The organism is Paraburkholderia oxyphila NBRC 105797, from assembly GCF_000685075.1.
Lineage (GTDB): Bacteria > Pseudomonadota > Gammaproteobacteria > Burkholderiales > Burkholderiaceae > Paraburkholderia > Paraburkholderia oxyphila.
The window spans coordinates 1-23,189 of the sequence record NZ_BAYD01000143.1; the positions used below are offsets into that span (position 1 = coordinate 1).

At 67.1% G+C, this 23,189-nt stretch carries 24 protein-coding genes; 4 read left to right on the forward strand and 20 right to left on the reverse strand.

The features are described from left to right. Window positions 1–26: 26 nt before the first annotated feature. The 8 genes from BO1_RS43720 to BO1_RS43755 form a co-directional block, all read right to left on the reverse strand. Window positions 27–1,226, reverse strand: coding sequence for a flagellar basal body P-ring protein FlgI (locus BO1_RS43720; protein ID WP_028222973.1), 1,200 nt, complete (start codon window positions 1,224–1,226; stop codon window positions 27–29). Beyond that, the gene (locus BO1_RS43725) at window positions 1,220–1,951 is read right to left on the reverse strand and encodes a flagellar basal body L-ring protein FlgH (protein ID WP_084688751.1); all 732 of its coding nucleotides are present in this window, start codon (window positions 1,949–1,951) and stop codon (window positions 1,220–1,222) included. Before BO1_RS43725 ends, BO1_RS43720 begins: the two co-directional genes overlap by 7 nt. A gap of 70 nt (window positions 1,952–2,021) precedes the next feature. Next, window positions 2,022–2,810: a flagellar basal-body rod protein FlgG gene (gene flgG, locus BO1_RS43730; protein ID WP_028222975.1), complete on the reverse strand. Its 789-nt coding sequence runs from the start codon at window positions 2,808–2,810 to the stop codon at window positions 2,022–2,024. Between the two features lie 46 nt (window positions 2,811–2,856). Next, window positions 2,857–3,615: a flagellar basal-body rod protein FlgF gene (flgF, locus tag BO1_RS43735; RefSeq protein WP_028222976.1), complete on the reverse strand. Its 759-nt coding sequence runs from the start codon at window positions 3,613–3,615 to the stop codon at window positions 2,857–2,859. 35 nt (window positions 3,616–3,650) lie between these two features. Continuing rightward, window positions 3,651–4,922 carry a flagellar hook protein FlgE gene (gene flgE, locus BO1_RS43740; RefSeq protein WP_028222977.1) on the reverse strand — a complete coding sequence of 424 codons (1,272 nt, stop codon included), beginning with the start codon at window positions 4,920–4,922 and terminating at the stop codon, window positions 3,651–3,653. A 35-nt stretch (window positions 4,923–4,957) separates the two neighbouring features. Continuing rightward, a complete protein-coding gene (locus tag BO1_RS43745; protein ID WP_281179245.1) occupies window positions 4,958–5,608 on the reverse strand; it encodes a flagellar hook assembly protein FlgD in 651 nt (216 codons plus the stop codon). Window positions 5,609–5,772: 164 nt separating this feature from the next. After that, window positions 5,773–6,198 (reverse strand): flagellar basal body rod protein FlgC, encoded by a 426-nt coding sequence (flgC, locus tag BO1_RS43750; protein WP_028222979.1) that lies wholly within the window; start codon window positions 6,196–6,198, stop codon window positions 5,773–5,775. Window positions 6,199–6,304: 106 nt separating this feature from the next. Continuing rightward, window positions 6,305–6,880 (reverse strand): flagellar basal body protein, encoded by a 576-nt coding sequence (locus tag BO1_RS43755; protein WP_028222980.1) that lies wholly within the window; start codon window positions 6,878–6,880, stop codon window positions 6,305–6,307. Window positions 6,881–7,107: 227 nt separating this feature from the next. On the opposite strand from BO1_RS43755, the gene flgA reads away from it, so the two are divergent. From flgA to BO1_RS43770, 3 genes are all read left to right on the forward strand, one after another. Beyond that, the gene (flgA, locus tag BO1_RS43760) at window positions 7,108–8,406 is read left to right on the forward strand and encodes a flagellar basal body P-ring formation chaperone FlgA (protein WP_028222981.1); all 1,299 of its coding nucleotides are present in this window, start codon (window positions 7,108–7,110) and stop codon (window positions 8,404–8,406) included. Window positions 8,407–8,551: 145 nt separating this feature from the next. Then, window positions 8,552–8,926, forward strand: a complete 375-nt coding sequence (gene flgM / locus BO1_RS43765) for a flagellar biosynthesis anti-sigma factor FlgM (protein ID WP_028222982.1) — start codon at window positions 8,552–8,554, stop codon at window positions 8,924–8,926. Between the two features lie 62 nt (window positions 8,927–8,988). Then, a complete protein-coding gene (locus BO1_RS43770) occupies window positions 8,989–9,435 on the forward strand; it encodes a flagella synthesis protein FlgN (protein ID WP_028222983.1) in 447 nt (148 codons plus the stop codon). 102 nt (window positions 9,436–9,537) lie between these two features. On the opposite strand, the gene BO1_RS43775 is transcribed toward BO1_RS43770, so the two are convergent. The 5 genes from BO1_RS43775 to flhF form a co-directional block, all read right to left on the reverse strand. Then, a complete protein-coding gene (locus BO1_RS43775; RefSeq protein ID WP_245644074.1) occupies window positions 9,538–10,023 on the reverse strand; it encodes a GNAT family N-acetyltransferase in 486 nt (161 codons plus the stop codon). Then, complete coding sequence (locus BO1_RS43780) at window positions 9,998–10,318, reverse strand: type II toxin-antitoxin system TacA family antitoxin (RefSeq protein WP_028222985.1); 321 nt, start codon at window positions 10,316–10,318, stop codon at window positions 9,998–10,000. Before BO1_RS43780 ends, BO1_RS43775 begins: the two co-directional genes overlap by 26 nt. A 289-nt stretch (window positions 10,319–10,607) precedes the next feature. Beyond that, window positions 10,608–11,339 (reverse strand): RNA polymerase sigma factor FliA, encoded by a 732-nt coding sequence (locus BO1_RS43785; protein ID WP_028222986.1) that lies wholly within the window; start codon window positions 11,337–11,339, stop codon window positions 10,608–10,610. A gap of 18 nt (window positions 11,340–11,357) precedes the next feature. Next, on the reverse strand, window positions 11,358–12,320 hold the full coding sequence (locus tag BO1_RS43790) for a MinD/ParA family ATP-binding protein (RefSeq protein ID WP_028222987.1): 963 nt from the start codon (window positions 12,318–12,320) through the stop codon (window positions 11,358–11,360). Continuing rightward, window positions 12,313–14,430, reverse strand: coding sequence for a flagellar biosynthesis protein FlhF (flhF, locus tag BO1_RS43795; protein WP_028222988.1), 2,118 nt, complete (start codon window positions 14,428–14,430; stop codon window positions 12,313–12,315). Before flhF ends, BO1_RS43790 begins: the two co-directional genes overlap by 8 nt. A 359-nt stretch (window positions 14,431–14,789) precedes the next feature. Here flhF and BO1_RS43800 point away from each other — a divergent pair, with 359 nt between their 5' ends. Then, window positions 14,790–15,032 carry a type II toxin-antitoxin system prevent-host-death family antitoxin gene (locus BO1_RS43800; protein WP_028222989.1) on the forward strand — a complete coding sequence of 81 codons (243 nt, stop codon included), beginning with the start codon at window positions 14,790–14,792 and terminating at the stop codon, window positions 15,030–15,032. 68 nt (window positions 15,033–15,100) lie between these two features. On the opposite strand, the gene flhA is transcribed toward BO1_RS43800, so the two are convergent. The 7 genes from flhA to BO1_RS43835 all read right to left on the reverse strand — a co-directional run. Continuing rightward, window positions 15,101–17,200, reverse strand: coding sequence for a flagellar biosynthesis protein FlhA (gene flhA, locus BO1_RS43805; RefSeq protein ID WP_028222990.1), 2,100 nt, complete (start codon window positions 17,198–17,200; stop codon window positions 15,101–15,103). Next, on the reverse strand, window positions 17,197–18,528 hold the full coding sequence (gene flhB, locus BO1_RS55295; RefSeq protein WP_084688749.1) for a flagellar biosynthesis protein FlhB: 1,332 nt from the start codon (window positions 18,526–18,528) through the stop codon (window positions 17,197–17,199). The genes flhA and flhB overlap by 4 nt, the downstream gene beginning before the upstream one ends. 304 nt (window positions 18,529–18,832) lie before the next feature. After that, window positions 18,833–20,140 carry a DUF3443 domain-containing protein gene (locus BO1_RS43815; protein WP_407670082.1) on the reverse strand — a complete coding sequence of 436 codons (1,308 nt, stop codon included), beginning with the start codon at window positions 20,138–20,140 and terminating at the stop codon, window positions 18,833–18,835. Window positions 20,141–20,163: 23 nt separating this feature from the next. Beyond that, window positions 20,164–20,670 carry a DUF2844 domain-containing protein gene (locus BO1_RS43820; RefSeq protein ID WP_043288869.1) on the reverse strand — a complete coding sequence of 169 codons (507 nt, stop codon included), beginning with the start codon at window positions 20,668–20,670 and terminating at the stop codon, window positions 20,164–20,166. Window positions 20,671–21,187: 517 nt separating this feature from the next. Further along, complete coding sequence (gene cheZ, locus BO1_RS43825) at window positions 21,188–21,892, reverse strand: protein phosphatase CheZ (protein WP_028222993.1); 705 nt, start codon at window positions 21,890–21,892, stop codon at window positions 21,188–21,190. Window positions 21,893–21,911: 19 nt separating this feature from the next. Continuing rightward, complete coding sequence (gene cheY / locus BO1_RS43830) at window positions 21,912–22,307, reverse strand: chemotaxis response regulator CheY (RefSeq protein WP_028222994.1); 396 nt, start codon at window positions 22,305–22,307, stop codon at window positions 21,912–21,914. Between the two features lie 189 nt (window positions 22,308–22,496). Continuing rightward, the coding region (locus BO1_RS43835; RefSeq protein ID WP_028222995.1) for a chemotaxis protein CheB at window positions 22,497–23,189 on the reverse strand (693 nt) is incomplete at its 5' end.

The window sequence follows — 23,189 nt, forward strand, 5'->3', positions numbered from 1 at the left end:
GAGCTACCCCTCCAATACACACTCACCTAGATAATCTGAAGATCAGCGCGCAATGCGCCTGCCGCCTTCATCGCCTGCAGGATCGACATGAGGTCCGCGGGCGTCGCGCCAAGCGCATTGAGCGCCTTCACGACTTCCGCGAGGTTGGCGCCCGCTGTCACGAGCTTGAGCGACCCGTTGTCCTGCTTCAACTGGATCTGCGACTGGCGCGCCGTCACCGTGGTGCCGTTCGAGAACGCCCCCGGCTGGCTCACCGCCGTCTGCGTATTCACGACCACCGAAAGATTGCCATGCGCCACCGCGCAGCTATCGAGCGTGACCATCTGGTTCATCACGATCGAGCCCGTGCGCGCGTTGAGGATCACCTTCGCCGCCGGCTGCGCCGGGCGCACGTCGAGATTCTGGATCTGCGCGATGAAGCCCACCTGCTGCGAGGGATCGGTCGGGCCGCGCACCTGGATCGTGCGGCCGTCCACGGCCTGCGCGATGCTCTCGCCGAACATGTTGTTGATCGCCGCCACGATGCGCTGCGTCGTGTCGTAGTCCATGTCGTTGACTTCCATCTGCAGGATGCCGCCCGCCTGCGTGACGGGCGAAGGCACGGCTCGCTCCACCGTGGCGCCTGCCGCAATGCGGCCCGCCGCGAGCTGGTTCACCTGCACCTTGCTGCCGTTGGCCGAAGCGCCCGCGCCGCCCACCGCCACGTTGCCCTGGGCGATGGCATAGACCTGGCCGTCGGCGCCCTTGAGCGGCGTGAGCAGCAGCGTGCCGCCGCGAATGCTCTTGGCGTTGGCGAGCGACGACACGGTCACGTCGATCTGCTCGCCGGGCCGCGCGAACGGCGGCAGCGTGGCGGTCACGATCACGGCCGCGACGTTCTTCAACTGCATGTTGTTGAGCGTCTGCGAGGAGCCCGTCGCGCTCGAGGTGTTGTTGATCGAGATGCCCAGGTTCGCGAGCATGTTCGCGAGCGTCTGTGTCGTGAAGGGCGCCTGGGTGGTCTGGTCGCCGGTGCCGTCGAGGCCCACCACGAGGCCGTAGCCAATGAGCGGGTTGTCGCGCACGCCGGTGATCGACACGAGGTCCTTCACGCGCTCGGCATGCGCGGGCACGGCGTAAGCCAGCAGCGCGCCGCACGCGAACAGAAGACCGACCACGAAGCCCAGTGCGGTGAGCACGTCTTTCACGCGCGAGCGGCGCGTGTAGCGGAAGTGGATCTTTACCATGGCGCGAGATTCAAAAAGAAGCGTTGCAGCCAGCCCATGCTCTCGGCTTCGTCGATCACGCCTTTCGCGGAGTATTCGATTCTCGCGTCGGCCACGTCGGTCGAGAGCACGGAGTTGTCTCCGGCAACGGTGGCCGGGTTCACGACGCCGGAGAAGCGTACGAATTCGTTGCCCTGATTGATGAGCATCTGCTTCTCACCCGAGACCATCAGGTTGCCGTTGGGCAATACGTTCGTCACGGTCACGGTGATCACGCCCGTGAAGGTGTTGGAGGCGTTCGCGCCGCCCGTCGCGTCGAACTGGTTCGCGCCCTGCGAGTTCAGGTTCGCGTGGTTGAAGAAGCCCGGCAGGAAGCCCGCGCTCCCCGAAAAGCTCGTGGTGCTGCCGCGCTTGGTATTGGCGCCCGAGGACTTGGTCGCCGACATGTTTTCGGAAATGACGATGGTGAGAATGTCGCCGACATTGCGCGGGCGCTGATCCTCGAAGAGCGGCCGCCCTGTGTACCCAGGGTTGAAGATCGAGCCCGGCGAACTGTTGGGCGGCGGCGAAGGCGGCACGGCCGTCATCGGCTGCGCCGTGATCGGCTGCTTGTTCGGGATGTAGGCGCAGCCCGCCAGCGCGGCGAGCGCGAGCGTCGCTGCCCACGACGCCGTGGCGCGCGGCAACGCCCGCGCGCTGGATGGCGCCGCGCGCTTGCGAGAGTTGTTTCGGACGGACTGGCTCATGCTCTTCACCACTTCTCTTTCGTACTGTTCACTACGGCTATTCAGCTAATGCCTCTGATTCACCTGATGCTCAAACCTGCATCTGGCTCAAGGTCTGCAGCATCTGGTCGGAGGTCGTGACCGCCTTGCTGTTGATCTCGTAGGCGCGCTGCGTCTCGATCATGTTCACGAGCTCCTGCACCACGTTCACGTTCGAGGACTCCACATAGCCCTGGTTGAGCGTGCCCGAGCCGTTCAGGCCCGGCGTCGTCACTGTGGGCGCGCCCGACGAGGCCGTTTCCGAAAGCAGGTTCTGGCCGTTCGATTGCAGGCCGGCCGGGTTGATGAACATGGCCAGTTGCAGCGAGCCGATGGTGGTGTTGTTCGACGAGCCGGGCGTGGTGACCGTCACCACACCGTCGCTGCCGATGGTGAGCGAGGTGGCGTTCGCAGGCACCGTGATGGTCGGCAGCACGGGATAGCCACTCGACGTCACGAGCTGGCCCTGCGCGTTGGTCTGCAACGAGCCGTCGCGCGTGTAGGCGGTCGTCCCGTCGGGCATCTGCACCTGGAAGAAGCCCGCGCCGTTGACCGCCACGTCCGTCGAGTTGCCGGTCTGCTGCAGGTTGCCCTGGGTGAAGATGCGCTCGGTGGCGACTTGCTGCACGCCCGTGCCTACCTGGCTGCCCGAGGGCAGCTCGGTGGTCTGCGTGGAGTTTGCGCCCGGCTGGCGCAGCGTCTGGTACATGAGATCCTCGAACACCGCGCGCGAGCCCTTGAAGCCATTGGTGCTCACGTTCGCGAGGTTGTTGGAGATCACGTCCATTTGCGCCTGCTGGGCGTTCATGCCGGTGGCGGCGATGTAGAGCGATCGGTTCATGGTGTCTTTCTCCCGGCGCGCGCGCGCGCCGCCTTTTCAAAATGGCTTAGGTGAACTGGAGCAGCTGGTTCGCGCTCTGGTCGTTCTGGTCGGCGTTTTGCAGCAGCTTCGACTGCAACTGGAACTGGCGCGCGTTGTCGATCATCGAGACCATCGCCGCCACCGGATTCACATTGCTGCCTTCGAGCGACTCCGTCGCCACCTGGACCGTCTGGTCGGCGTCGGCGGGGTTGCCATCGGCCGTGCGAAACAGGCCGTCGTCGCCGCGCGTGAGCGAGCCCGCGGGCGGGTTCACGAACTTGATCTGATCGATCATGGCGATGGCGTCGGCGGGGCTGCCCGGCGCGATCGCCGAAACCGTGCCGTCCTTGCCGATCGTCACGGCCGAGCCCGGCGGCACCGAGATCGGGCCGCCGCCGCCGATCACCTGGAGGTTGCTGGCCGTCACGAGCTGGCCGTTCTCGTCCACGTGCAGGTTGCCCGCGCGCGTGTACGCCTCGTTGCCGTCGGCGGTCTGCACGGCGATGAAGCCCGAGCCCTGCACGGCGATGTCGAGCGGGTTGCCGGTGTGCGAGATCGCACCGGGCGTCATGTCGGAGCCGGGCGTGGCCGAGAGCACGAAGGTGCGCGTGGTCGTGTCGTTCGCGCTCGTGCCGTCGCCGAACGCCATCGGCACGGCGCGGAAATTCGCGAGCTGCGCGCGAAAGCCCGTGGTCGAGACGTTCGCCAGGTTGTTCGCGACAACGGCCTGCTGGTCGAGCGCCTGGCTCGCCCCCGTCATCGCGGTGTAGATCAGTCGGTCCATGATGTGCCCGGTGCGTTGAAGGTGCGTGCGCCTGCTTACATCTGCAGCAGCGTCTGGTCGACGGTCTGCTGGGTCTTGATGGTCTGCGCGTTCGCCTGATAATTGCGCTGCGCCGTGATCAGGTCGACGAGCTGGTTCGTCAGGTCCACGTTCGAGTCTTCCACCGCGCCGCCCGTGAGCGTGCCGTGGTTCGTGCTGCCAGGCGTGGAGATCTGCGGCACGCCCGAGGCGGCCGTTTCCTGGAACTGGTTGCCGCCGAGGTTCAACAGCCCGTTCGGATTGTTGAAGTTGGCGAGCACGACCTGGCCGAGCGTCTTGGTCTGGCCGTTCGAGTAGTTGCCGGTGATGGTGCCGTCCGAGCCGATCGAGAAGTTCGAGAGCGTGCCGCTCGCATAGCCGTTCTGCGTGAGGTTGTTCACGCCGTTGGCGCTGCCGAATTGCGTCGTGCCGCTGAAGTTGAGCGTGACGTTCATCGGGGCGGCGCCGTCGGCGAGCGTCGACGTGCCGGCTACCGCGGGGATCTGCAGCGTCATCTGGCCCGAGCCTGCCGTGGCAATGCCGCTCACGTCGCTCGACGAGACGAGCGTGCCCGACGAATTGAAGCTGAGCGTGCCGACTTCCGATGCGGAGCCAGTGGACGTGCCTGCATAGACGTTCCAGATCTGGTTGCCCGTGGTGGCATCGGTCCCGCCATTCACGAAGTACATGTTGACCTGCTGCGTGCCGCCGAGCGAGTCGTATGCCGTGATCGAGGTCGAATAGTTGTAGCTCGACGAATCCGAGGTGCTGAACGAGTCGGTCGGCGCGGTGGACTGCGCGTTCAGGTTCAGCTGCGCCGTGACGCTCGTGGTCGTGACCGGTGCGATGTTGGTGGTCGGCACCTGCAGCGGCACGGTCTGCGCCGTATTCACGACACCGTTCGTACCGGCTGCGTAGCCCATCAGGTCGTCGCCCGAGGCGTCGGTGATATAGCCGTTCTTGTCGAGCTGGAACACGCCATTACGCGAATACGTAACGGTGCCGTTGTTCGACATCTGGAAGAAGCCATTGCCGTTGATGGCGACGTCGAGCGCCTGGCCGGTCGTGTCGATCGTGCCCTGCGAAAAGTCCTGCTGCACCTGCGAAAGCGCCGCGCCCAGACCGATCTGCGTGTTCACCGAGGACGCGACGGTGTTCGCATAGACGTCGGCGAACTGCGCCGAGCTCTGCTTGAAGCCGACCGTGTTCGCGTTGGCGATGTTGTTGCCGATGACGTCGAGATCGTTCGACGCTGCGGCGAGGCCGCTCAATCCTTGCTGGTAGCCCATGAGTGTCTACTCCGCGCTGTGGTGTTCAATAGGTATCAAAGAATGCCGGCCACGCTCGAAAGCCCAACCGTACTGCCGTTGGCGAGCTCGAGGCCTGCGGTGCCGTTCGATTGCTGGATCACGGCCTGCACCGTGCTCGCGACGAGCGCCGTCGCGCTGGCCGACTGTCCGTTGACGGTCGCCGTGGCGCTCACCGTGTAATTGCCGTCGGCCACGGTGTTGCCCGACGAATCGGTGCCGTTCCACGTGACCGGCACCGTGCCGGCCGACTGCGCGCCCAGATCGAGCGTATTGACGACCTGGCCCGACGAGTTGGTGATCGTGAGCTTGACGTCCGAAGCCGCGGAGGAAAGCTGCACGCCGAGTTGCGGCGCCTTGCCGCTCGACACCGCCGCGGTGCTGCCCGGAGCGAGCACGCTGGAACCGATGAGCAGCGCCGCCTGCGCGTTCTGGCCCGCCGAGAGCTGCGTCGAGAGCGACGAGAGCGACGTGTTGAGCTGCGAGATGCCCGACACCGTATCGATCTGCGCGAGCTGCGAGGTCATCTGCGAGCTGTCCATCGGATCGGTGGGATCCTGGTTCTGCAACTGCGTGACGAGCAGTTGCAGGAAGGTCTGCTGCAGGTCGCTGCTGCTCGTGCCGCTGGTCGAGGACGTGCTCGACGAAGCCGACGAGGTGCCGTTCATGGTGTCGAGCAGCTGCTGCGACACGGTGGCGGTGCTGCCGCCGATGGTGGTGTTGCTGGAGGTCAACGCGTTCTCCTCGGATACGCTCGATGTTGCGGTGTGGCGTGGGGTGCGGCTGGCGCCTGCTTCAGGTCCTGGTCTTGCGTGATACGTCAGGTGCCGCTTCAGGTACCGATGGTCAGGGTCTTGAGCATCAGCGTCTTCGCGGTGTTCAGGGTCTCGACGTTGGCTTGATACGAGCGCGAGGCCGAGATCATGTTCACCATCTCCTGCACCGGGTCCACGTTGGGCATCGTGACGTAGCCATTGGCGTCCGCGGCGGGGTTGTCCGGGTCGTAGCTCTGCTTCATGGGCGTCGGGTCGTCGATCACGCCCGTCACCTGCACGCCGCCCACTTGCTGGCCCGACGCGGTGCGCGCGCCGCCGAGCGGGTTGACCGCGAACACGACCTGCTTGGCCTTGTAGGGCTGGCCGTCCGGGCCCGTCGTGCTGTCGGCGTTGGCGAGATTGGACGCCGTCACGTTCAGGCGCTGCGATTCCGCCGACATGGCGGAGCCCGCAACGCTGAAGATGTTCATCAGGGATGGCATGGTTTCGTTGACCTCTCGGATGGCTGGTGCGTCTTTGCCTGCTTGACGTTTGCTCTGCTGGGCGCGCTGTATGGCCTGATTCGGTAGTTGCATCGATGCCCGAGCCTCAGCTCGAACCCGACTGGATCGCCGAGAGCATCGTCTTGATCTGTTGCGAAAGCACGGTCATGCCCGACTCGAAGTGCAGCGCGTTGTCGGCGAACTGCACCCGCTCGGTGTCGAGGTCGACCGTGTTGCCGTCGAGCGCGGGCTGCGTCGGATTGCGGTACATCAGCGGGCTCGTGTAGCTGTTGGCCGGGCCGCCGGTCGGGATCAGCTGCACGTTGCCGGCCATGTGGCCCGCCTCGGTAGTGGCCATCGACATGCCGCTCGTCACGCCCGCGGGCTGCGCCAGCGCGAGCGGCTGGAAGTTGCCGCCAGCCGTGCCTGCGCCACCCACTGCGCCCGTTGCACCCGCTGCGCCGCCCGTCGTGGCCATCGCGCCCGGCGTGGAGACGCCCGGCGTGGCCGCGCCGGCCTGCTTGAGCGCGCCCGCGAGCGAGGCCGAGAAGTCGACGTCGCGCGCCTGGTAGCCCGGCGTATCGGCGTTCGCGATGTTCGAGGACAGCAACGCCTGGCGCGTCGCACGTACATCGAGCGCTTCGCGGCCAAAGGCGAATTCGGCGTCGAGTTTGTCCAGCATTCGGCGTTCTCCGTGACACGAAATGAGGGGCTGCTTCGGCGCATGCATCGCGCATCGGGCAACTGGGCGAGGCGCACAGGCCTTTTCGCATGGAGACGAATGTTAGGCGCGCCTGACAAGAACCAATCGGACGAATAGCCGGTAAAGGCCCCCTCTATTCGACGTAAGCGCGCGGGGGCCGCCGCCTAGAATGCGAGGCGTGTCAATGCAATGAATGGAGAACGACGATGCCGCTGACTGCCCTCTTGCGTGCGCGCCCCACGGCAGTGCTGGCAGCGCTGGCGTCGCTTGGCGCCGCCGCCGCACTGGGCATGAGCGGCGCCGCGCACGCGCAAAGCGAAACGCCAGACCAGCAGATCTATATTGCGGGCCCCGGCGACCGCGCGGGCTCGGACGCCGCCCAGATGAGCGCGATGCTCGCGCAGCCGGGCAAGGCGAACGCGGCTGGTGGTTCGATGGGCGCGACGCCCTATGTCAACGGCTACGCGCAAAATGCGGCGATGCTCGCGCGCGGGACGCAAGCCGACGCACAAGACGCGGGACAAGACCCGGCTCAAGCACAAAACCAGCCCGGCATGATCACGATCCCGGGGCCGGGCGAGCGCGGCCGCGCGAACGCAGCCGCGCCCGTGATCGTCACGATTCCCGCCCCCGGCGCGCCCGGAGCCGCCGCGGCGCCCGCCGCCGTGAACGGCAACGCAGGCGCGGGCGGCCTCCGGCGCGTGAATGTCGTCACGCCGTCGAGTGCGGTCGCGCCCGTCGTCGTCGAAACCGCCCCGCCGGCCACCGCCGCGCGACTGCCCGCCGTATCGGTGGCGCACGCGCCGGCGATGCCCGCCAATGCCTACACCGCCACGAGCGCCAGCGCCGTCGCCTACGGCCAGACCGCGCAAATGCCGCCAGGCCAGGAAGACGGCGAGCGCATCCGCGCCACCGCCCTCGCTTTCCTGCAGCAGCAGGCGGCGGGCTTGCCGGGCAAGGTGAGCGTCACCGTTCCCCCTGTCTTCCCGCGCGGCCTCGCGGCCTGTGCCGCGCTCGAGCCCTTCATGCCGCCGGGCGCGCGCATGTGGGGCCGCACGACCGTGGGCGTGCGCTGTGTCGGCGCGAAGCCGTGGACGCTCTATGTGGTGGGGCGCGTCGCCGTCGATATCACCTATTACGTGGCCGCGCGCCAGATCGACGCGGGCCAGATACTCTCGGCCGCCGACTTCATGCCGCGCGAAGGCGACCTCGCGAGCCTGCCGCAGACCATCATCACCGACCCCACGCAAGCCAACGGCGCCGTTGCGCTCGCGCGCATCACGGCGGGCCTGCCGCTGCGCACGGACATGCTGCGCAGCGCCTCGTCGGTGGTGATCGGCCAGACGGTCAGGGTGATCGCCGTCGGCTCGAACTTCACGATTTCCTCGGAGGGCAGCGTGCTCAACAACGCCGCGCCCGGCCAGATGGTGCGCGTGCGCACGGCCGGCGGGCAGATCATCAGCGGCGTCGTGAAAGACGCCGGCACGGTGCAGGTGCAGATCTAGGGACGAACACGAGGCTTTGGGGCGAAAAATGCGGGGGCGGAACGTACGGTAGAACACGTAACAGCATGTAACGGCAGGACTTTCACGCTAAAGTTCGCGCCAGCCCTTGCCGTTATCAAAGCCATACGGATCAGGAATCCCCATCGTGAACATCGACACCTCCACCCGCAATGACGCGCGCTCGCTCCAGGATGGCGCCGCGCGCACGCAGCAAAGCGACTCCGCGAGCGCGCTGGGCGCCGGCGGCACGGCATCCGCCGCCGCATCGAGCGCGATCGCTTCGGGTACCGGCGCTGGCGCCAGCGCGGGCACTAGCGGAGACGCCAACGTGAGTCTTTCGTCGCTTTCCTCTTCGCTGCGCTCGCTCGCGGCGAGCGGCGCCGCCGACATCGACATGGGCCAGGTCCAGTCGATCAAGGACGCCATCAAGAACGGCACGCTGCAGATCGACACCGGCAAGATCGCCGACGGCATTATCGAAACCGCACGCGGCCTGCTCAAGCCGGCGTCGGGCAGCTAAGGGGCGCAGGCGCCAGGCAGCACGCGCCGCCCCTACAACTACGCATTCTCAGGTGGTCCCCGATGAAAGATGCTCTGCTCGCCACATTGATCGACGAACACGCCGCGGTTGAGGCGTTCGCCTCGCTGCTCGCCTTCGAGCAGAAGGCGCTCACGACGGCGGACGGCATCCATGCGCTGCCGCAGATCGTCGAAGAGAAGACGACGCTCACGCAGCGCATGGCGGGTCTCGAGAAGGCGCGCGACGCGCAGCTGGCCGGACTCGGCCTGCCGGGCGGGCGCAAGGGCATCGAGATGGCCTGTGACGGCGACGCGCGGCTTGCAGGCCAGTGGGCCCTGCTCAAGGGCTCGACCGAGCGCGCGCGCCGCCAGAACCTCACGATCGGCATGATGGTGCGCACGCGCATGGAACATAACCGCCGGGCGCTCGCGATCCTGCGCGGCGAAACCGGCAACGGCGCATCGATGCTATACGGGCCGGACGGGCGTTTGCCGGCGTTCGGGCTGTAAGCAGTTTGCGCGGCAACGCGCGGTTCATAAAAGATGAAAGCCGAAGCGATGGTGCTTCGGCTTTTGCTTTTGGAGATGGCGGCAATGCCGGCGAGGGCGATTTCAGGCCTGCCGGATCGTCGCTACAGGCAAAAAAAGCCTGCGCGGCACATTGGTGAACGGTGCAAAGCCATATTTCGCGTAGAACCCCGCTGCGGTTTCGTCGAGTGCGTCAACCACGACGCACTGCACACCCACAGCCTCGGCCGTAGTCAGCACGATGTCGAGTGCGTGGGCCAAAAGGTATTCGCCAAGGCCCCGCCCTTTGTATTGGACGTCTACAGCCAACCGGGCGAGGAGCACCGCGGATACATTTCCGGGAAGCCGGCCGCCCGGCATGCCATCTGTTTGCACCGACGTGGCGGCAAGCGCGTAGTAGCCAATGATCGCCCTGCTTTCAACAGACAATGTCGCGACATAGGTCCGCGAGAGATTTTTCTTCTGATGCTGGCTCGCTACATGGCGAATCCATTCGTTCATCGAATCAACGCCGCAATCGAAGCTGTTGCGATCGTCGTTCTCCCTAAGCTGACGTATCTGCGTTTCCAATCTTGTTCTTCCTGAAGCGTGCCATCGCGCGCTGCAGCGCCTCATTAGGTTTCGCCGGCTCGTCCAGCAACGCGAAGAAGCGCTTCGATTCGTCCATCGTCAGGCGGATGGAACGAATGACCTCTTCCTGCTCGATGACTTGCTCCGCGGCCCTAAGCGCGGCTTGCACGATAAACTGATTGAGCGTACTGCCCGAAAGATCTGCAGCAAGCTGCAGGATTTCCTGCTTTTCTGCACTCAACCGGGCCGTGATTCGCCCCCGGCTGGAGTTTTCCACACCGCTGTTGATAGCCATTATTCGTCCTTTTTTCGGTGCCGGCACACGCCTATATCGTTTGGCGGATGGGGACTCCGAAGTTCCAAAGCGCGAGCGCGCGCGAGACGTGGGGCAAAGCTCCTCGATGATGAGGTGCATCCAGCCAGGGCTTTGCGATCTCCACTTGCAGTATGGCGTCACTATATCATTTATGGTGTCAAAATGACACCAGCGACGTCACAGCAAACGCCCCCCAAAAAAACCGGAGCGCTCGCGCACTCCGGCCTTTTCCTCGCTGTCGGCGCCGATCCCCCGGCGCCTCGCCTGACTAATTCTCCGTGCCCGCCCAGGACATCTCGCGCAGCCGCGTGCGCAGGCGCGCAACGGCCTGGCTGTGTAGCTGGCACACGCGCGACTCGCTCACCTCCATCACCGCGCCGATCTCGCGCAGGTTCATGCCGCGCTCGTAGTAGAGCGACATGAGCAGCTTCTCGCGCTCGGGCAGCCGCTCGATCGCCTCGACGAGCGCGCCGCGCAGGCTGTCGTCGAGCAGCGCCGAAAGCGGATCCGAGTGATCGACGCAATAGCGGTCGAGGAACGGCTCGTCGTCGGCGGCGCGGTCGAAGTCTTCGTAATAGATGAGCTGGCTGCCGTGCAGGTCCTGCAGCATGCTCTGGTACTCGTCGAGCGGCATCTGCAGATGCTCGGCGATCTCGGTCTCGCTCGCCGAGCGGCCAAGCCGCTGCTCCACCTGGTGCACGGCGCTTTCCACTTCGCGCGAGGTGCGCCGCAGGCTGCGCGGCAGCCAGTCGTTGCTGCGCAGCTCGTCGAGCATCGCACCGCGAATGCGCTGGCTCGCGTAGGTCTCGAATTGCGCGCCCTGATCTTCCTTGTAGCGGTTCGCCGCATCGAGCAGGCCGATCATGCCGGCCTGGATCAAGTCGTCGAGATCCACGCTCGCGGGCATCTTCGCCACGAGCTGCAGTCCCAGCCGCCGCACGAGCGGCGCGTATTTCGCGAGGACTTCGGCCTGCGAAATCTTTCCTTGAGCGTTATACATCGGGCTCTCCTATGTCCGTCACGCGTGCTGGTGCGCCGTGCGCTGCCCGGGCGTATCCGCCCGCCATCCCGCATGAGCCGGCCCAGGCGCGGATGGAACGCCAGTGACGGATGAAACGAATGAATCGGCTGAATTTGCCGAATCTGCCAGGTGCGGCGCCTGCGCGCCGGCCGAAGCCGCAAGCGCGGGACGCATCGGCCAGTGAGGCAGCTCGGCCGCCACATGGCGAAAGTCGCGCGCGGCGGCCGTCGACGGAAACGCATCGACGATGCAGCGCGAGAGCTGCACCGCGCGCGGCATGTGTGGGTCGGCGGCCACGCTGCCCGCGCTTTCGAGTGCCACCGTGAGGTAGCGGCTCGCCACGCACGCGAGGTTTTCGAAGACGGCCTGCGCTTCGCTCTCGCTCGCCACCTGGTTCGCGAGCACGCGGAACTGGCCGATCGCGTGCGCGAAATGCAGCCGCTTCATGCACGCATAGGCGTCGGTGATCGCCTGCGCGGTCACGCGCATCACGATCAGCACGTCGTGCGCATGCATCGCGAGCGGCGAGAGCGCGCCTTCGGCGTCGAGCTGTGCGTCGATCAGCACGAAATCGGCGGGACCGGCGAGCAGCTTGCTCAACTGCGCGTGCAACTGCGCGTCCGTGTACTGCATGCGCGGCTCGCGCGGGGCGGCCAGCACGCCGAAGCCGAGAGCATGCCGCCCCACCGCTTCGTCCAGCGCCATCTCGCCGCGCATCACCGCCGCGAAGTTGCCCGCGCCACGCACGCCGCCGAGCAGCGCGCTCACCGGGCGCAGGCCCAGGCATTCGTCGATGACGAGCACATCCTTGCCCTGCGCGGTCAGCGCGGCCGCGAGATTGATCACGACGGTCGTGCGTCCGGGGGAGCCGGGGCCGCCCGTCACCGCGATCACGCGCGAGCCTTCGCGCGCGAGCAGCCGTCGCAGGCCTTCTGCCTGATCGATCACAAACTTATCCAAACCGGACCTCGTGGGCTTGCGTGTTCGAACGCGTCGAGAGCGCGGAGAGCAGCGCGGGAATGTCGTCCTCGTGCGGCACGAACGGCGAACGGTCGCGCGGCACGCAGAACGCGCTGCGAACGAGGAAGCGGCTCGTGGCCACGTACAGGTTCTCCGGCACCTTCTGGCCCGTCGAAACGTAATGCACCGGCAGCTTGTAGCGCAGCACCGTGTCGAGCGTGCTGCCGAGGTTGGTTGCCTCGTCGAGCTTGGTCAGGATGCAGCCCGTGAGCGGCGAGTTGTCCGGGCCGCTCTGGTAGGCCTGCACGACTTCATTGAGCGTGTCGCCGTGGCTCGTCGCCGAAAGGAGCAACAGGCGCTGCACCGGGCGGCCGGCGCTGCACAGCATGGCGATCTGGTCGGCCACGGCGCGGTCGCGCTGGCTCATGCCGATCGTGTCGATCAGCACGATGTGCTTGTTCTTGAGCTCGGTGAGCGCGAGTTGCAGATCCGCGCCGTCACGCACCGCGTGCACCGAGACGCCCAGGATCTTGCCGAAGATGCGCAGCTGCTCGTGACCGCCGATACGGTAGCTGTCGGTGGTGAGCAGCGCGACCTTGCTCGCGCCGAAGCGCATCACGCAGCGCGCGGCGAGCTTCGCCGTGGTCGTGGTCTTGCCCACGCCGGTCGGCCCCATCAGCGCGAACACGCCGCCGTGCTCCATGAGCGCTTCTTCGTCCTCGAGCACCGGCAGATTCGATTCGAGCACCGACTGGGCCCATTGCATGGCGGCTTCCTCGCTTTCCACCTCGGGCAGGCGGTCGACCACCATCTTCACGAGCTGCGCCGAGAAACCCGCCGCGAACAGCTGCTTCGTGAGCGTGCCCTGCACCGGATTGCGGCGCTGGCGCTCGCCCCACAAGAGGCCCGCGAACTGCTCTTCCATCATGCCGCGCATGGAGGCGAGCTCGTGCATCACGGTTTCGTTGACGACCTGCTCGATGCGCGCGCGAATCGCTTCGCTCACCGTCTGCGCCGTGCTGGGCGCGGCGGCGGGTGCCGGGGTCTGTGCGGTCTGCATGGCCTGTGCGGCATGGGCAGGCTGCGCGCCAGGCGTGGTGTTCTGGGCAACGGGTGCCGGGCCGGCTGCGTCCGGGCTCTGGCCAATGCTGCGGGCGGCGCGGCGCGCCGCGACGTGCGCGGCCTGGCGGGCCCAATCGGGCGTGTTCGCCTCGACGTCGGCGCGATGCACGGGATCGGCGGCCACGCCGAGACCCTTGGCCATGGCGGCTGCGGGCGTGATGCCAGGCGGCAGCGCCTGCTCCTGCTGACCCGCTTGCTGGCTCGCGATGCGGCGCGCGTGGTCGATCAGCCAGGGATTCGATTCGGCCATCGTGCGCGGCGCGCCCGACGGATCGGCAGCGGGCTGCATGGCGGCCTGTTCGAACCGCCCGGCGGCTTCGCGGCCCGCAGCGCCTGCGGTCTTCGCGGCACCAAACGGCTGGGCGGCTTGCATCGTCTGCGCGCTCGGCGGCATCGTCGACTGGTGTGCGGTTTGGCCAGTCGCAGCACGCGAGGCCGCGAACGGCTGCGCCGCGGCTTCGGGGGCTTCGGCGCTGAGCTTCGCCTGGGTGGCTTGGGCGAACGAGACGGTGGCGTCGTCGCTGCCGTCGCCTTCGTCGTGTGCATCGGCGTTTGCCCCCGCCGCGTCGCGCTCGGCGCCCACCTCCGGGCTCGCGCCGAACACCGACGAGAACACGTCGGGCATGCCGCCGCTTGCGTAGGGGTTGCCCACGGGCGTCGCGACGCTCGCGGCAGGCTGTGCGCCGAGGGCCGCGCGCGGCGACTTTGCTGCGGAGCCGGCGACGCCTTGTGCCTGGGCGTTGCCGAACGACGCTCCGCCGGAGGGGGCACCGCCGAGGGGCGCTCCACCAAAGGGCGCTCCGCCAAAGGGCGCTCCACCATCCGCCGGCGCGATGGCCGCGAGGTCGCTGTCCGCGAGCGCGACGATTTCGACATTGCCGTCGTCGAGCGTGCGGTTCGACAGCACAACGGCGTCCGCACCCAGCGCTTCGCGCACGAGGCGCAGAGCGTCGCGGCTGGTGCCACCGATGAATTTGCGAATGTTCAAGCTATGCCCCTGATTGAGGTGAGCGGCCCGTGCCGCCCGTCGATTGCGTCTGGATTGCTGCGAGCCTGGCGCGCTCGCGCGGGCCCTTCTCTGATGTTGGAATTATTTCGAAGGTGAGCCCTCGACGATCGGTGGATCAGGACGGGGAAATCTGGGTAATTCGGGGGATGGGGGAAGCCTGCGTGCTTGCGCGCGGCGCGGCGGCGCGGGTCGATCGACGGCTGCCGTGGAGCTTGATTCGGCGCAAGGCACAGGCCGGCGGGTGGCTCATAGAGTGGCGTCTTCACGCCAGGTTGCACACCAGCGCCATGTTGATCCGGCGCCAGCCCCCCTCACTTCCGCCACGGAGAATCCGCACGATGGAAACGCTCGTCCCGCAAGCATCAATCGACATCGAAGACCTGAAAACCCGCCTTGAAGCAATCGTCGCGTCAGCAGATCGTCCGGTGACCGTGATGCAAGGCAGCAAGCCCGTGGCGCTCCTCGTGCCGGTTGGACTGTGGGACGCGCTATGCGAGACGCTCGAAGACATCGAGCTATGCCGCCTCGTCAAAGCTCGCCAAGGAGAACCCGTGGTCGCGGTGAAGCTAAGCGAGCTGTGAGTTGAAAAGCGGCAATGCCCGCATCAAGCGGGCCCTTTTCCAGTTCGGGCAGCATGCGCCTCCCCCCCTCACCCCGCCCCCACCACATTCACCACCCGCACATTGCGCGTATCCGGCACCTCGGCGTACGAGAGCACCTTCAACTGCGGCAGGCTGCGGCGCAGGAAGCGCGAGAGCATCGGCCGCAGCGCGTGCTGCACGAGCAGCACGGGCGCCAAACCCAGCGCCTGCTGACGCCCCATCGCCAGTTCGGTCTGCGTGAGCAGCGTGTGCGCGAGACCCGGCTCCAGCCCCGGGTTCGGCCCGGACGTGAGCGTCTGCGAGAGCACGCGTTCGAGATTGGCGTCGAGCCCCATCACCTGCATGTCGCCGTTGCCCGGGAACCACTGCTGCGTGATCGCGCGGCCCAGCGAGATGCGCACCGCCGCCGTGAGGTCGTGCGCGTCGGGCATGCGCGGCGCGTGCTCCGCGAGCGACTCCATGATCGTACGCATGTCGCGGATCGGCACGCCTTCTTCGAGCAGGTTCTGCAGCACCTTCTGCAGTGTCGTGACCGCCAGCACCTTCGGCACGAGGTCGTCCACGAGCGAGGGCGTGTCCTTCTGCACGCGCTCGATGAGCGCCTGCACTTCGCGGCGGCCGAGCAGCTCGGCCGCGTGCATCACCACGAGGTGATTGAGGTGCGTCGCCACCACGGTGCTCGAATCGACCACCGTATAGCCGAACACCTGCGCCTGCTCGCGCATGTTCGAATCGATCCAGATCGCGGGCAGCCCGAACGCCGGGTCGGTGGTCGGCGTGCCGGGCACGACCGCGCTCACCTGTCCCGGATTGATCGCGAGCCACTGGCCCGGGAACGCCTCGCCCGAGCCCACTTCCACGCCCTTTAGCGCGATGCGGTAGGCGTTCGGGCGCAGCTCCAGGTTGTCGCGAATGTGAATGACCGGCGGCAAGAAGCCGATTTCCTGCGCGAACTTCTTGCGGATGCTCTTGATGCGCTTGAGCAGCTCGCCGTCGGTGTTCTTGTCGACGAGCGGAATGATGCGGTAGCCCACTTCGAGCCCGAGCGTGTCGATGAGCGCCACGTCGTCCCAGCTCGCCTCCGCGTTCTCGACCGGCGCGGCAGCCGCCGGCAGGACGTCCGCGAGCACGGCGCTGGCCTTTTTCGCCTCGGCGCTCTTCTTGAGCACGCGGCCGAGCTGGATCGCGCCGCCGCCCAGCAGCAAGAACGCGAAGTGCGGCATGCCCGGAATCAGGCCCATCATGAGGATGATCGTGCCGGTGATCATCATTACGCGCGGGTTCGTGAAGAGCTGGCCGGTGAGCTGCGTGCCGATGTCCTCATTGGTCGCCACGCGCGAGACGATCACGCCGGCGGCCGTCGAAATCACGAGCGACGGAATCTGCGCGACGAGGCCGTCACCGATCGTGAGCAGCGTGTAGGTCTCGCCCGCTGCCGCGAACGGCATGCCATGCTGCACGACACCCACGATCAGGCCGCCGATGATATTGATCGCCATGATGAGCAGGCCCGCGATGGCGTCGCCGCGCACGAACTTGCTCGCGCCGTCCATCGAGCCGTAGAACTCGGCTTCCTGGGCGATCTCGGTGCGGCGCTTGCGCGCGGCTTCCTCGTTGATGAGGCCCGCGTTGAGGTCGGCGTCGATCGCCATCTGCTTGCCGGGCATGGCGTCGAGCGTGAAGCGCGCCGACACTTCCGCGATCCGGCCCGCGCCCTTCGTGATCACCATGAAGTTGATCACCATGAGGATCACGAACACGACGATACCCACGGCGAAGTTGCCGCCCACGAGGAAGTGGCCGAACGACTCGATCACCTTGCCGGCCGCGTCCGGACCGGTGTGGCCTTCGAGCAGCACGACGCGCGTGGAGGCCACGTTCAGCGAGAGGCGCAGCAGCGTGGAGAACAGCAGCACGCTCGGGAACGCCGCGAAGTCGAGCGGCTTCATGGTGTACATGCTGACGAGCAGCACCATGACCGAAAGCGCGATGTTGAAGGTGAACAGCAGATCGAGCAGGAACGGCGGCAACGGCAGGATCATCATGCCGAGGATCATGCAGATCAGGATCGGCCCGGCGAGTGCGCGCAGATTCGTGCCTTGCAGCACGTCCGGGCGCCGCGCGAGGAAACCGGTGCGGGCGTTCATTCTGTTGCTCCTTCATTCGCGCCGCGTGCTTCGTTGCGCGTTGCGTTACGGTTCGCGCCGGAATTCGCGCTGCGGGCGGAGTTCGATGCGGTGTTCGATGCTGCGTCCGGTGCGCTGCCGGGCGTGTTGCCGCCGGCCGCGCGTGCCTCGGGCGCGAGTGCCTCGTCGGCTTCCTCGGCCGCGTCTTCGTCGCTCACCGCGCCCTTGTCGAGCTCGGGCGGCACGTCGAGGTCGGTGGGCGCCATCGGCACGTCGCCGCCGTGCTCGCGAAAGCGCTTCAGCTGATAGACCCACGCGAGCACCTGCGCGACCGCGCCGTAGAGCGGGCCGGGAATCTCACGGTTGATGTCGACGTTGTAGTAGAGCGCGCGCGCAAGCGGCGGCGCTTCGAGCAGCGGCACGTTGTGTTCGGTTGCGAGCTCGCGGATGCGCGCCGCCACGAGGTTCACGCCCTTGGCGACCACTTTCGGCGCGCGCATTTCGCCATCGGCGTATTGCAGCGCGACGGCGAAGTGCGTCGGGTTGGTCACCACGACGTCGGCCTTGGGCACCTGCGCCATCATGCGGCGGCGCGCCATGGCGCGCTGCTGCTGGCGAATGCGGCCCTTCACGTGCGGGTCGCCCTCGTTCTCGCGGTGCTCGCGCTTCACTTCTTCCTTGGTCATGCGCAGCTTGCGGTGGTACGACCAGAGCTGGTACGGCACGTCGATGGCGGCCACCACGAACATGCCGGCGACGGTCGTGCCGCAGCACACGGCGATCAGATGCATGGCGTCGGCGAGCGCGCGCACCGGCGGCTGCATGGCGAGGCCGAGGATCTCCTCGCGCCGCGCCCACAGCGCCGAGCCGCCGATGACGCCCACCACGAGCGTCTTCGCGAGCGACATGCCGAGCTGGATCGGACCGTTCACCGAAAAGATGCGTCCGAGCCCCGACAGCGGATCGAGACGGCTGAACTTCACTTCCAGCACTTGGGTCGAGAAGAGCCACCCGCCCAGCGCCATGGGCGCGAGCAGCGCGGCGGCGCCGGTCAGCGCGAGCACGGGCAGGAGCGCGAACAGGCCTTCGCGCGCGGCCACACCGGCGCCCGTGAGCATGCGCCTGGTCTCGAAGGCGCCCGCGTGGTTGAACGTGAGCGCGCCGCGCAGCATGGTCTGCAGATGCTCGCCGATGGTGCCCGAGAGCAGCCAGGCGCCAAAGCACCCCGCCGAAAGCAGCGCGAACGTGGAAAGCTCCCGCGAACGCGCAATCTGCCCCTCCTCACGCGCCTTTTCGAGGCGCTTGGGAGTGGCTGATTCGGTTTTTTCGAGGTCGCTGTCCTCTGCCACGGATACTCCGGTCGGCGGCGCACGCGGCCCGCCACCCCTGCGGTGACGGCGCACGCCCTTTTTCAGTGAGAGCGATTATTGCCGCGCGGCGCAAGCGGTGATCGGCGGAGTAAGGCAGGGAAACCGGGGTATTTCGCGGGATGGGATCGCCGCAGGCTTTGCCGCCGCAAAGGGGGGCGTGGCGGGACTGGACTGGGGTCGAAGCTGCGACGGGCACAGGCGACGCCGCCGCGCGGGGAATCAGGGACGAAAATTCTCGGTGCGCGCCCGCCGCAGCCGCGGCGGGCGCGCGTGGGACAACGCGTCAGAAGGCCACGTAAGGCGTCTGCGTCCCGCCGTTGTCCGCCTGATCCATGCCGAAATACACATACCGCCCGTAGAAGAACGGCAGACCGAGGTCGAGGTTCGCGCTCGAGCCGAACTGCCCGGCAAGATCGTTGAGCGCGAAATTCTTGCCGTTGTTGAGCACCACGGAGGCGCTCGCTACGTTGAAGCTCACGTTGCCCGAGGCATTGTTCACGTCGGTCAGCGTCGCAGTAAGCGTGAGCGGCGTGGACGGGCAGTAGAACGTGCCGAGACCGCCGCCGCACTGTGCGATGGAGCTGTCGCTAAAGAACAAGCCGTTTGAGCCCGAGTCGAGGAACGCCTCCAGCGTGCTGCCATTGAAGCTGCTGCTCGGGAGGTCGCCCCACTCGGTGGTCGCGAAGCGCTGCGACGCATTCATCGCGTTGTTCGACTGCGTGCCGATGCCGAACACCAGCGTGCCCGTGGCGGAGGGCTGACCGTTATTAGAGACAGGCTGCATCTGCAGGATCACGCCGTTGTTGTCGACCGCGAAGTGCGCGACGGGATTGGCCACCTGGCTCCCGAGCGGGACGGTCACGTTGCTGCAGTTGGTGCCGTTCGGGCACACGTAGTAAAAGCCGTTCGCGGCGTTGGACGCACAGTTTGCGCCGCAATCCCAAGGCGCGACCCCGATGCCGAGCAGGCCGTTCGCGCCGAGCGCCTGCGTCGTGTTCTGCGCCGGGCCGATGTTTGCGCACGCCGAAGGCGCCGTGGAAGCAGCAGCGTCGCCGATCACCTGGATCGGAATCGCGCTGGCCGTCTCGCCGCCGATCTTCACATCGGCGGTGCGCACCGCGCCCCATGTGTAGCCGTCGGCAAATGCCGTGCACTCGGCGAGTTGGCTGCCGTTGCTGGTCGCCGCAGGCAACGAGCTGTTGAAGTTATTGAGCGCCGAGGCGAGCACGCGCAGGCCGAACGAGGCCGTGTCCACCTGGATGTTGTTGATGGTCTGGCAGTTGCTCGTGCCCGGCACGCAGATCGTCACGCTGACGGTGGGGATGTTGGGCGTGCTGCCGGTGATGCCGCTGTTCACGGTCACGGGCACGGTGTTCGAACCCGTGGCGGCGATGGGCTGCTGGTTGGGACCGGCGGGCAGCGAGGAGGTGGCGCTGTTACCGCCGGAGCTGCTGGGACTGGAGCTCGAGCCGGAGCTGCCGCCACCGCCGCCGCAAGCGGCGAGGCCCGACGTGAGCGCGAGCAGCACGGCAAGGATGAAGGAGCGCGGCTCACGCAGGGCGAGAGCGAAGGCGTTGGGGATTCCGTAGATGGACACGCGTCGCCTCCCGTTCGTTATTGAATGTCGGACGTGCTGACGCCGGCCGGCAGCGCCTGCGGCAGCCATGCCTGTCCGGAGAAGGCGCCCATGTGGCCGCCCGAGTGTACGACGAGGCCACTGTTATCGATCGCGCCGGTTCCGCGCACGCCTTTGGCGCGATTGGCCTCTACGCCTGCGACGTACTGCGGGAAATAGCTGCCGAGCAGTGCGGAGAGATCGGGGGGCTGCGGCCCGTTCCAGGCCACGCCGAATACGGTGCCCGCCTGCGAGACGAACTCGCGCACGACGGTGCCGTTCGCGAGCGTGGTCTGCCGGACGGTGTATGCGGCCGCGCCGCCGGTGGCGGAAGCACCGGATGTCGCACTGGCCTCGGTCGCCTGGTGCATGACCGTGGAGGCGGCGCCCTGGCCAACCGGGCCGAGCGCAGTATTCGGAATAGTGACGCTCGCGCCCGGGGGCGTGGCCATGGGCGCACCACCCAGCGCGGCGCTGGCCGGCTGCGCCATCCCCCAAGTACCCATTGCGCACACGAGCGCGGCGACAAAGCGCCATGCCGTGCCGCGGGAACCTCGGGACTGGGCTGAAAGCGAATCTGAAGACGAACTGGACGGGCCCGGCGCGCCGGACGAGCCGGCACAGTGAGCCGCGCGGGACACGGCAGACACAACGGTCGATGCGTGCGGATACAAGATGGACCTCCCCTCTCTCGGTCGCGTGTTCCTCCGCGCGGCGCCCGCGCCTTATGACTGGTGGCTACGGGCGGCGTCTTGACGGGAAACGACTGGCAGCGCTGGGATGCACCGCCACGGTGCGCACCACGACGGCAATGAGCGAACGCTCTCTAGTATGCCTGTGCGGGATGACATTCGGGAGCTATCCGCACGGCCAGCGCTTCCGGCGATCAAGCGCGCCGCAAGCCATGCAATCGGGAAGCGGCCGCATCGTGAGAATGCGGCAGGAGGGGCTGCCAGAACCGGCTGCCCGAACCGCTGCCCGAGCGACCGCAGCAGCCGTCACAGGCCGTCAGAAGCCGCTGCGCTAGAACCCGAGGCTCGCGAGCAGATCGTCCACTTGCGCCTGATCCTGCATCACATCGGCCTTGCCTTCGGGATCGATCTGCGGGCCGTTCAGCAGGGTCTCGGGACTGCCCGTGCCGCCGGCCGTCTCCGCGAGCAGCGCGGCGTTCGCCGCGAACTGCTCGCGCCGCTCGGGCGCGATGTTCTCGACCAGCACCGTCAGCAGTTGCTGCTCGATCAGGTAGACCACATCCATGATCTTCTTGATCACCTGACCGGTCAGGTCCTGGAAATCCTGCGCGAGCATGATTTCGAGCAGCTGCTGGTTGGTCGCCGCCGTGGACTGCGGCACGCCTTCCAGAAACTGGCGCGTCTCGTCCATCAGCGCGCGCACTTCCTCGCGGCCGATCGGCGCGTCGTACCACGTGGCCCAGCGCGCCGAGAGCGCTTTCGCGTCGCTTTCGAGCTGGACCTGCATCGGCTTGGCCACCTCGATCGCGGAAAGCACGCGCTCGGCCGCCTGCTCCGTCATGTTCGCGACGTAGCGCAGCCGGTCGCGCGCGTCGGGTACCGCTTCGGCCGCGCGCTCCACGTGCTTGTCGAGGCCGAGCTCGCGCATGGAGTCGCGCAGCGTGCGCGTGAGCTGGCCGATGCGCGCGAGGATGCGGTCCGAAGCGAACTCGCCCGCTTCGGCGCCAGCGCCATCGAATGCCCCGGCGGGCGGCACGTCGGTGAACTCGTTCACGTCAGCTCCCGGCCTTCGCCATCTTTTCGAGAATCTTGTTGAGCTTCTCGTCGAGCGTCGCCGCCGTGAACGGCTTCACGACATAGCCGCTCGCACCCGCCTGCGCCGCGGCAATGATGTTTTCCTTCTTCGACTCCGCCGTCACCATCAGCACCGGCAGATGCGAGAGCGTCGCGTCGGCGCGGATCGCCTTGAGCATCGCGAGGCCGTCGAGGTTCGGCATGTTCCAGTCGGAAATCACGAAGTCGTAGCTGCCGCCGCGCAGGCGCGCGAGGCCCGCGGCGCCGTCCTCGGCTTCGTCGACGTTCGCGTAGCCCAGTTCCTTGAGCAGGTTGCGGACGATCCGGCGCATCGTCGGAAAATCGTCCACCACCAGAATCTTCATTCCCTTATCCATCTCGGTTCCATTCCTCCAGGCCAAAACCCGGGCAGTGATCCAGACGAGCCCAACGCCCATCCGGATCGATTCATCGTCATCGATCGTGTGTACCTTGCATGGCCACACGCTCTCTCAGCCAAAGCTTCGTCCTCAAGCGGCGCAGCAGCTTGCGCGCCGCCGCGCCGTTTGTCCAGCCTGCGTCGTTCGCTACACGCGCTGCACGCGCTCGCCCATGCTGGCGAGGCGCGTCATCACGCGGCGGCTCATGTCGGCGAGCGGCGCGATCTCGTCGGCGGCGCCCATCGCGATGGCCTCGCGCGGCATGCCGAACACGATGCAGCTCGCCTCGTCCTGCGCGAGCGTGAAAGCGCCCGCGCGGCGCATCTCCAGCAGGCCCGCCGCGCCGTCGCGCCCCATGCCCGTGAGAATCACGCCGATCGCGTTCTTGCCCGCGTGCAGCGCCGCCGAGCGGAACAGCACGTCCACCGACGGCCGGTGCCGGTTCACCGGCGCTTCGTCGGACAGATGGGCGATGTAGTTCGCGCCGCTTCTCGCGAGCAGCAGATGCGCGTGGCCCGGCGCGATATAGGCGTGTCCCGGCAGCACGCGCTCGCCGTGCTCCGCTTCCTTCACGGTGATGCGGCACAGGCCGTTCAGGCGCTGCGCGAACGACTTCGTGAAGCCGGGCGGCATATGCTGCGCGATGAGCACAGCGGGCGCGTCGGGCGGCAGCGGCTGCAGCACTTCGCGGATCGCCTCGGTGCCGCCCGTCGACGCACCGACGATCACGAGCTTCTCGGTCGAGACGAGCGGGTTGTTGAGCATCGGCGCGGCGTGCACCGGCGCTGGCGCGTGGCTGCCGTGCGCGCCGGCGGGGTGCGCCGCATGAGCGGCGGCGCC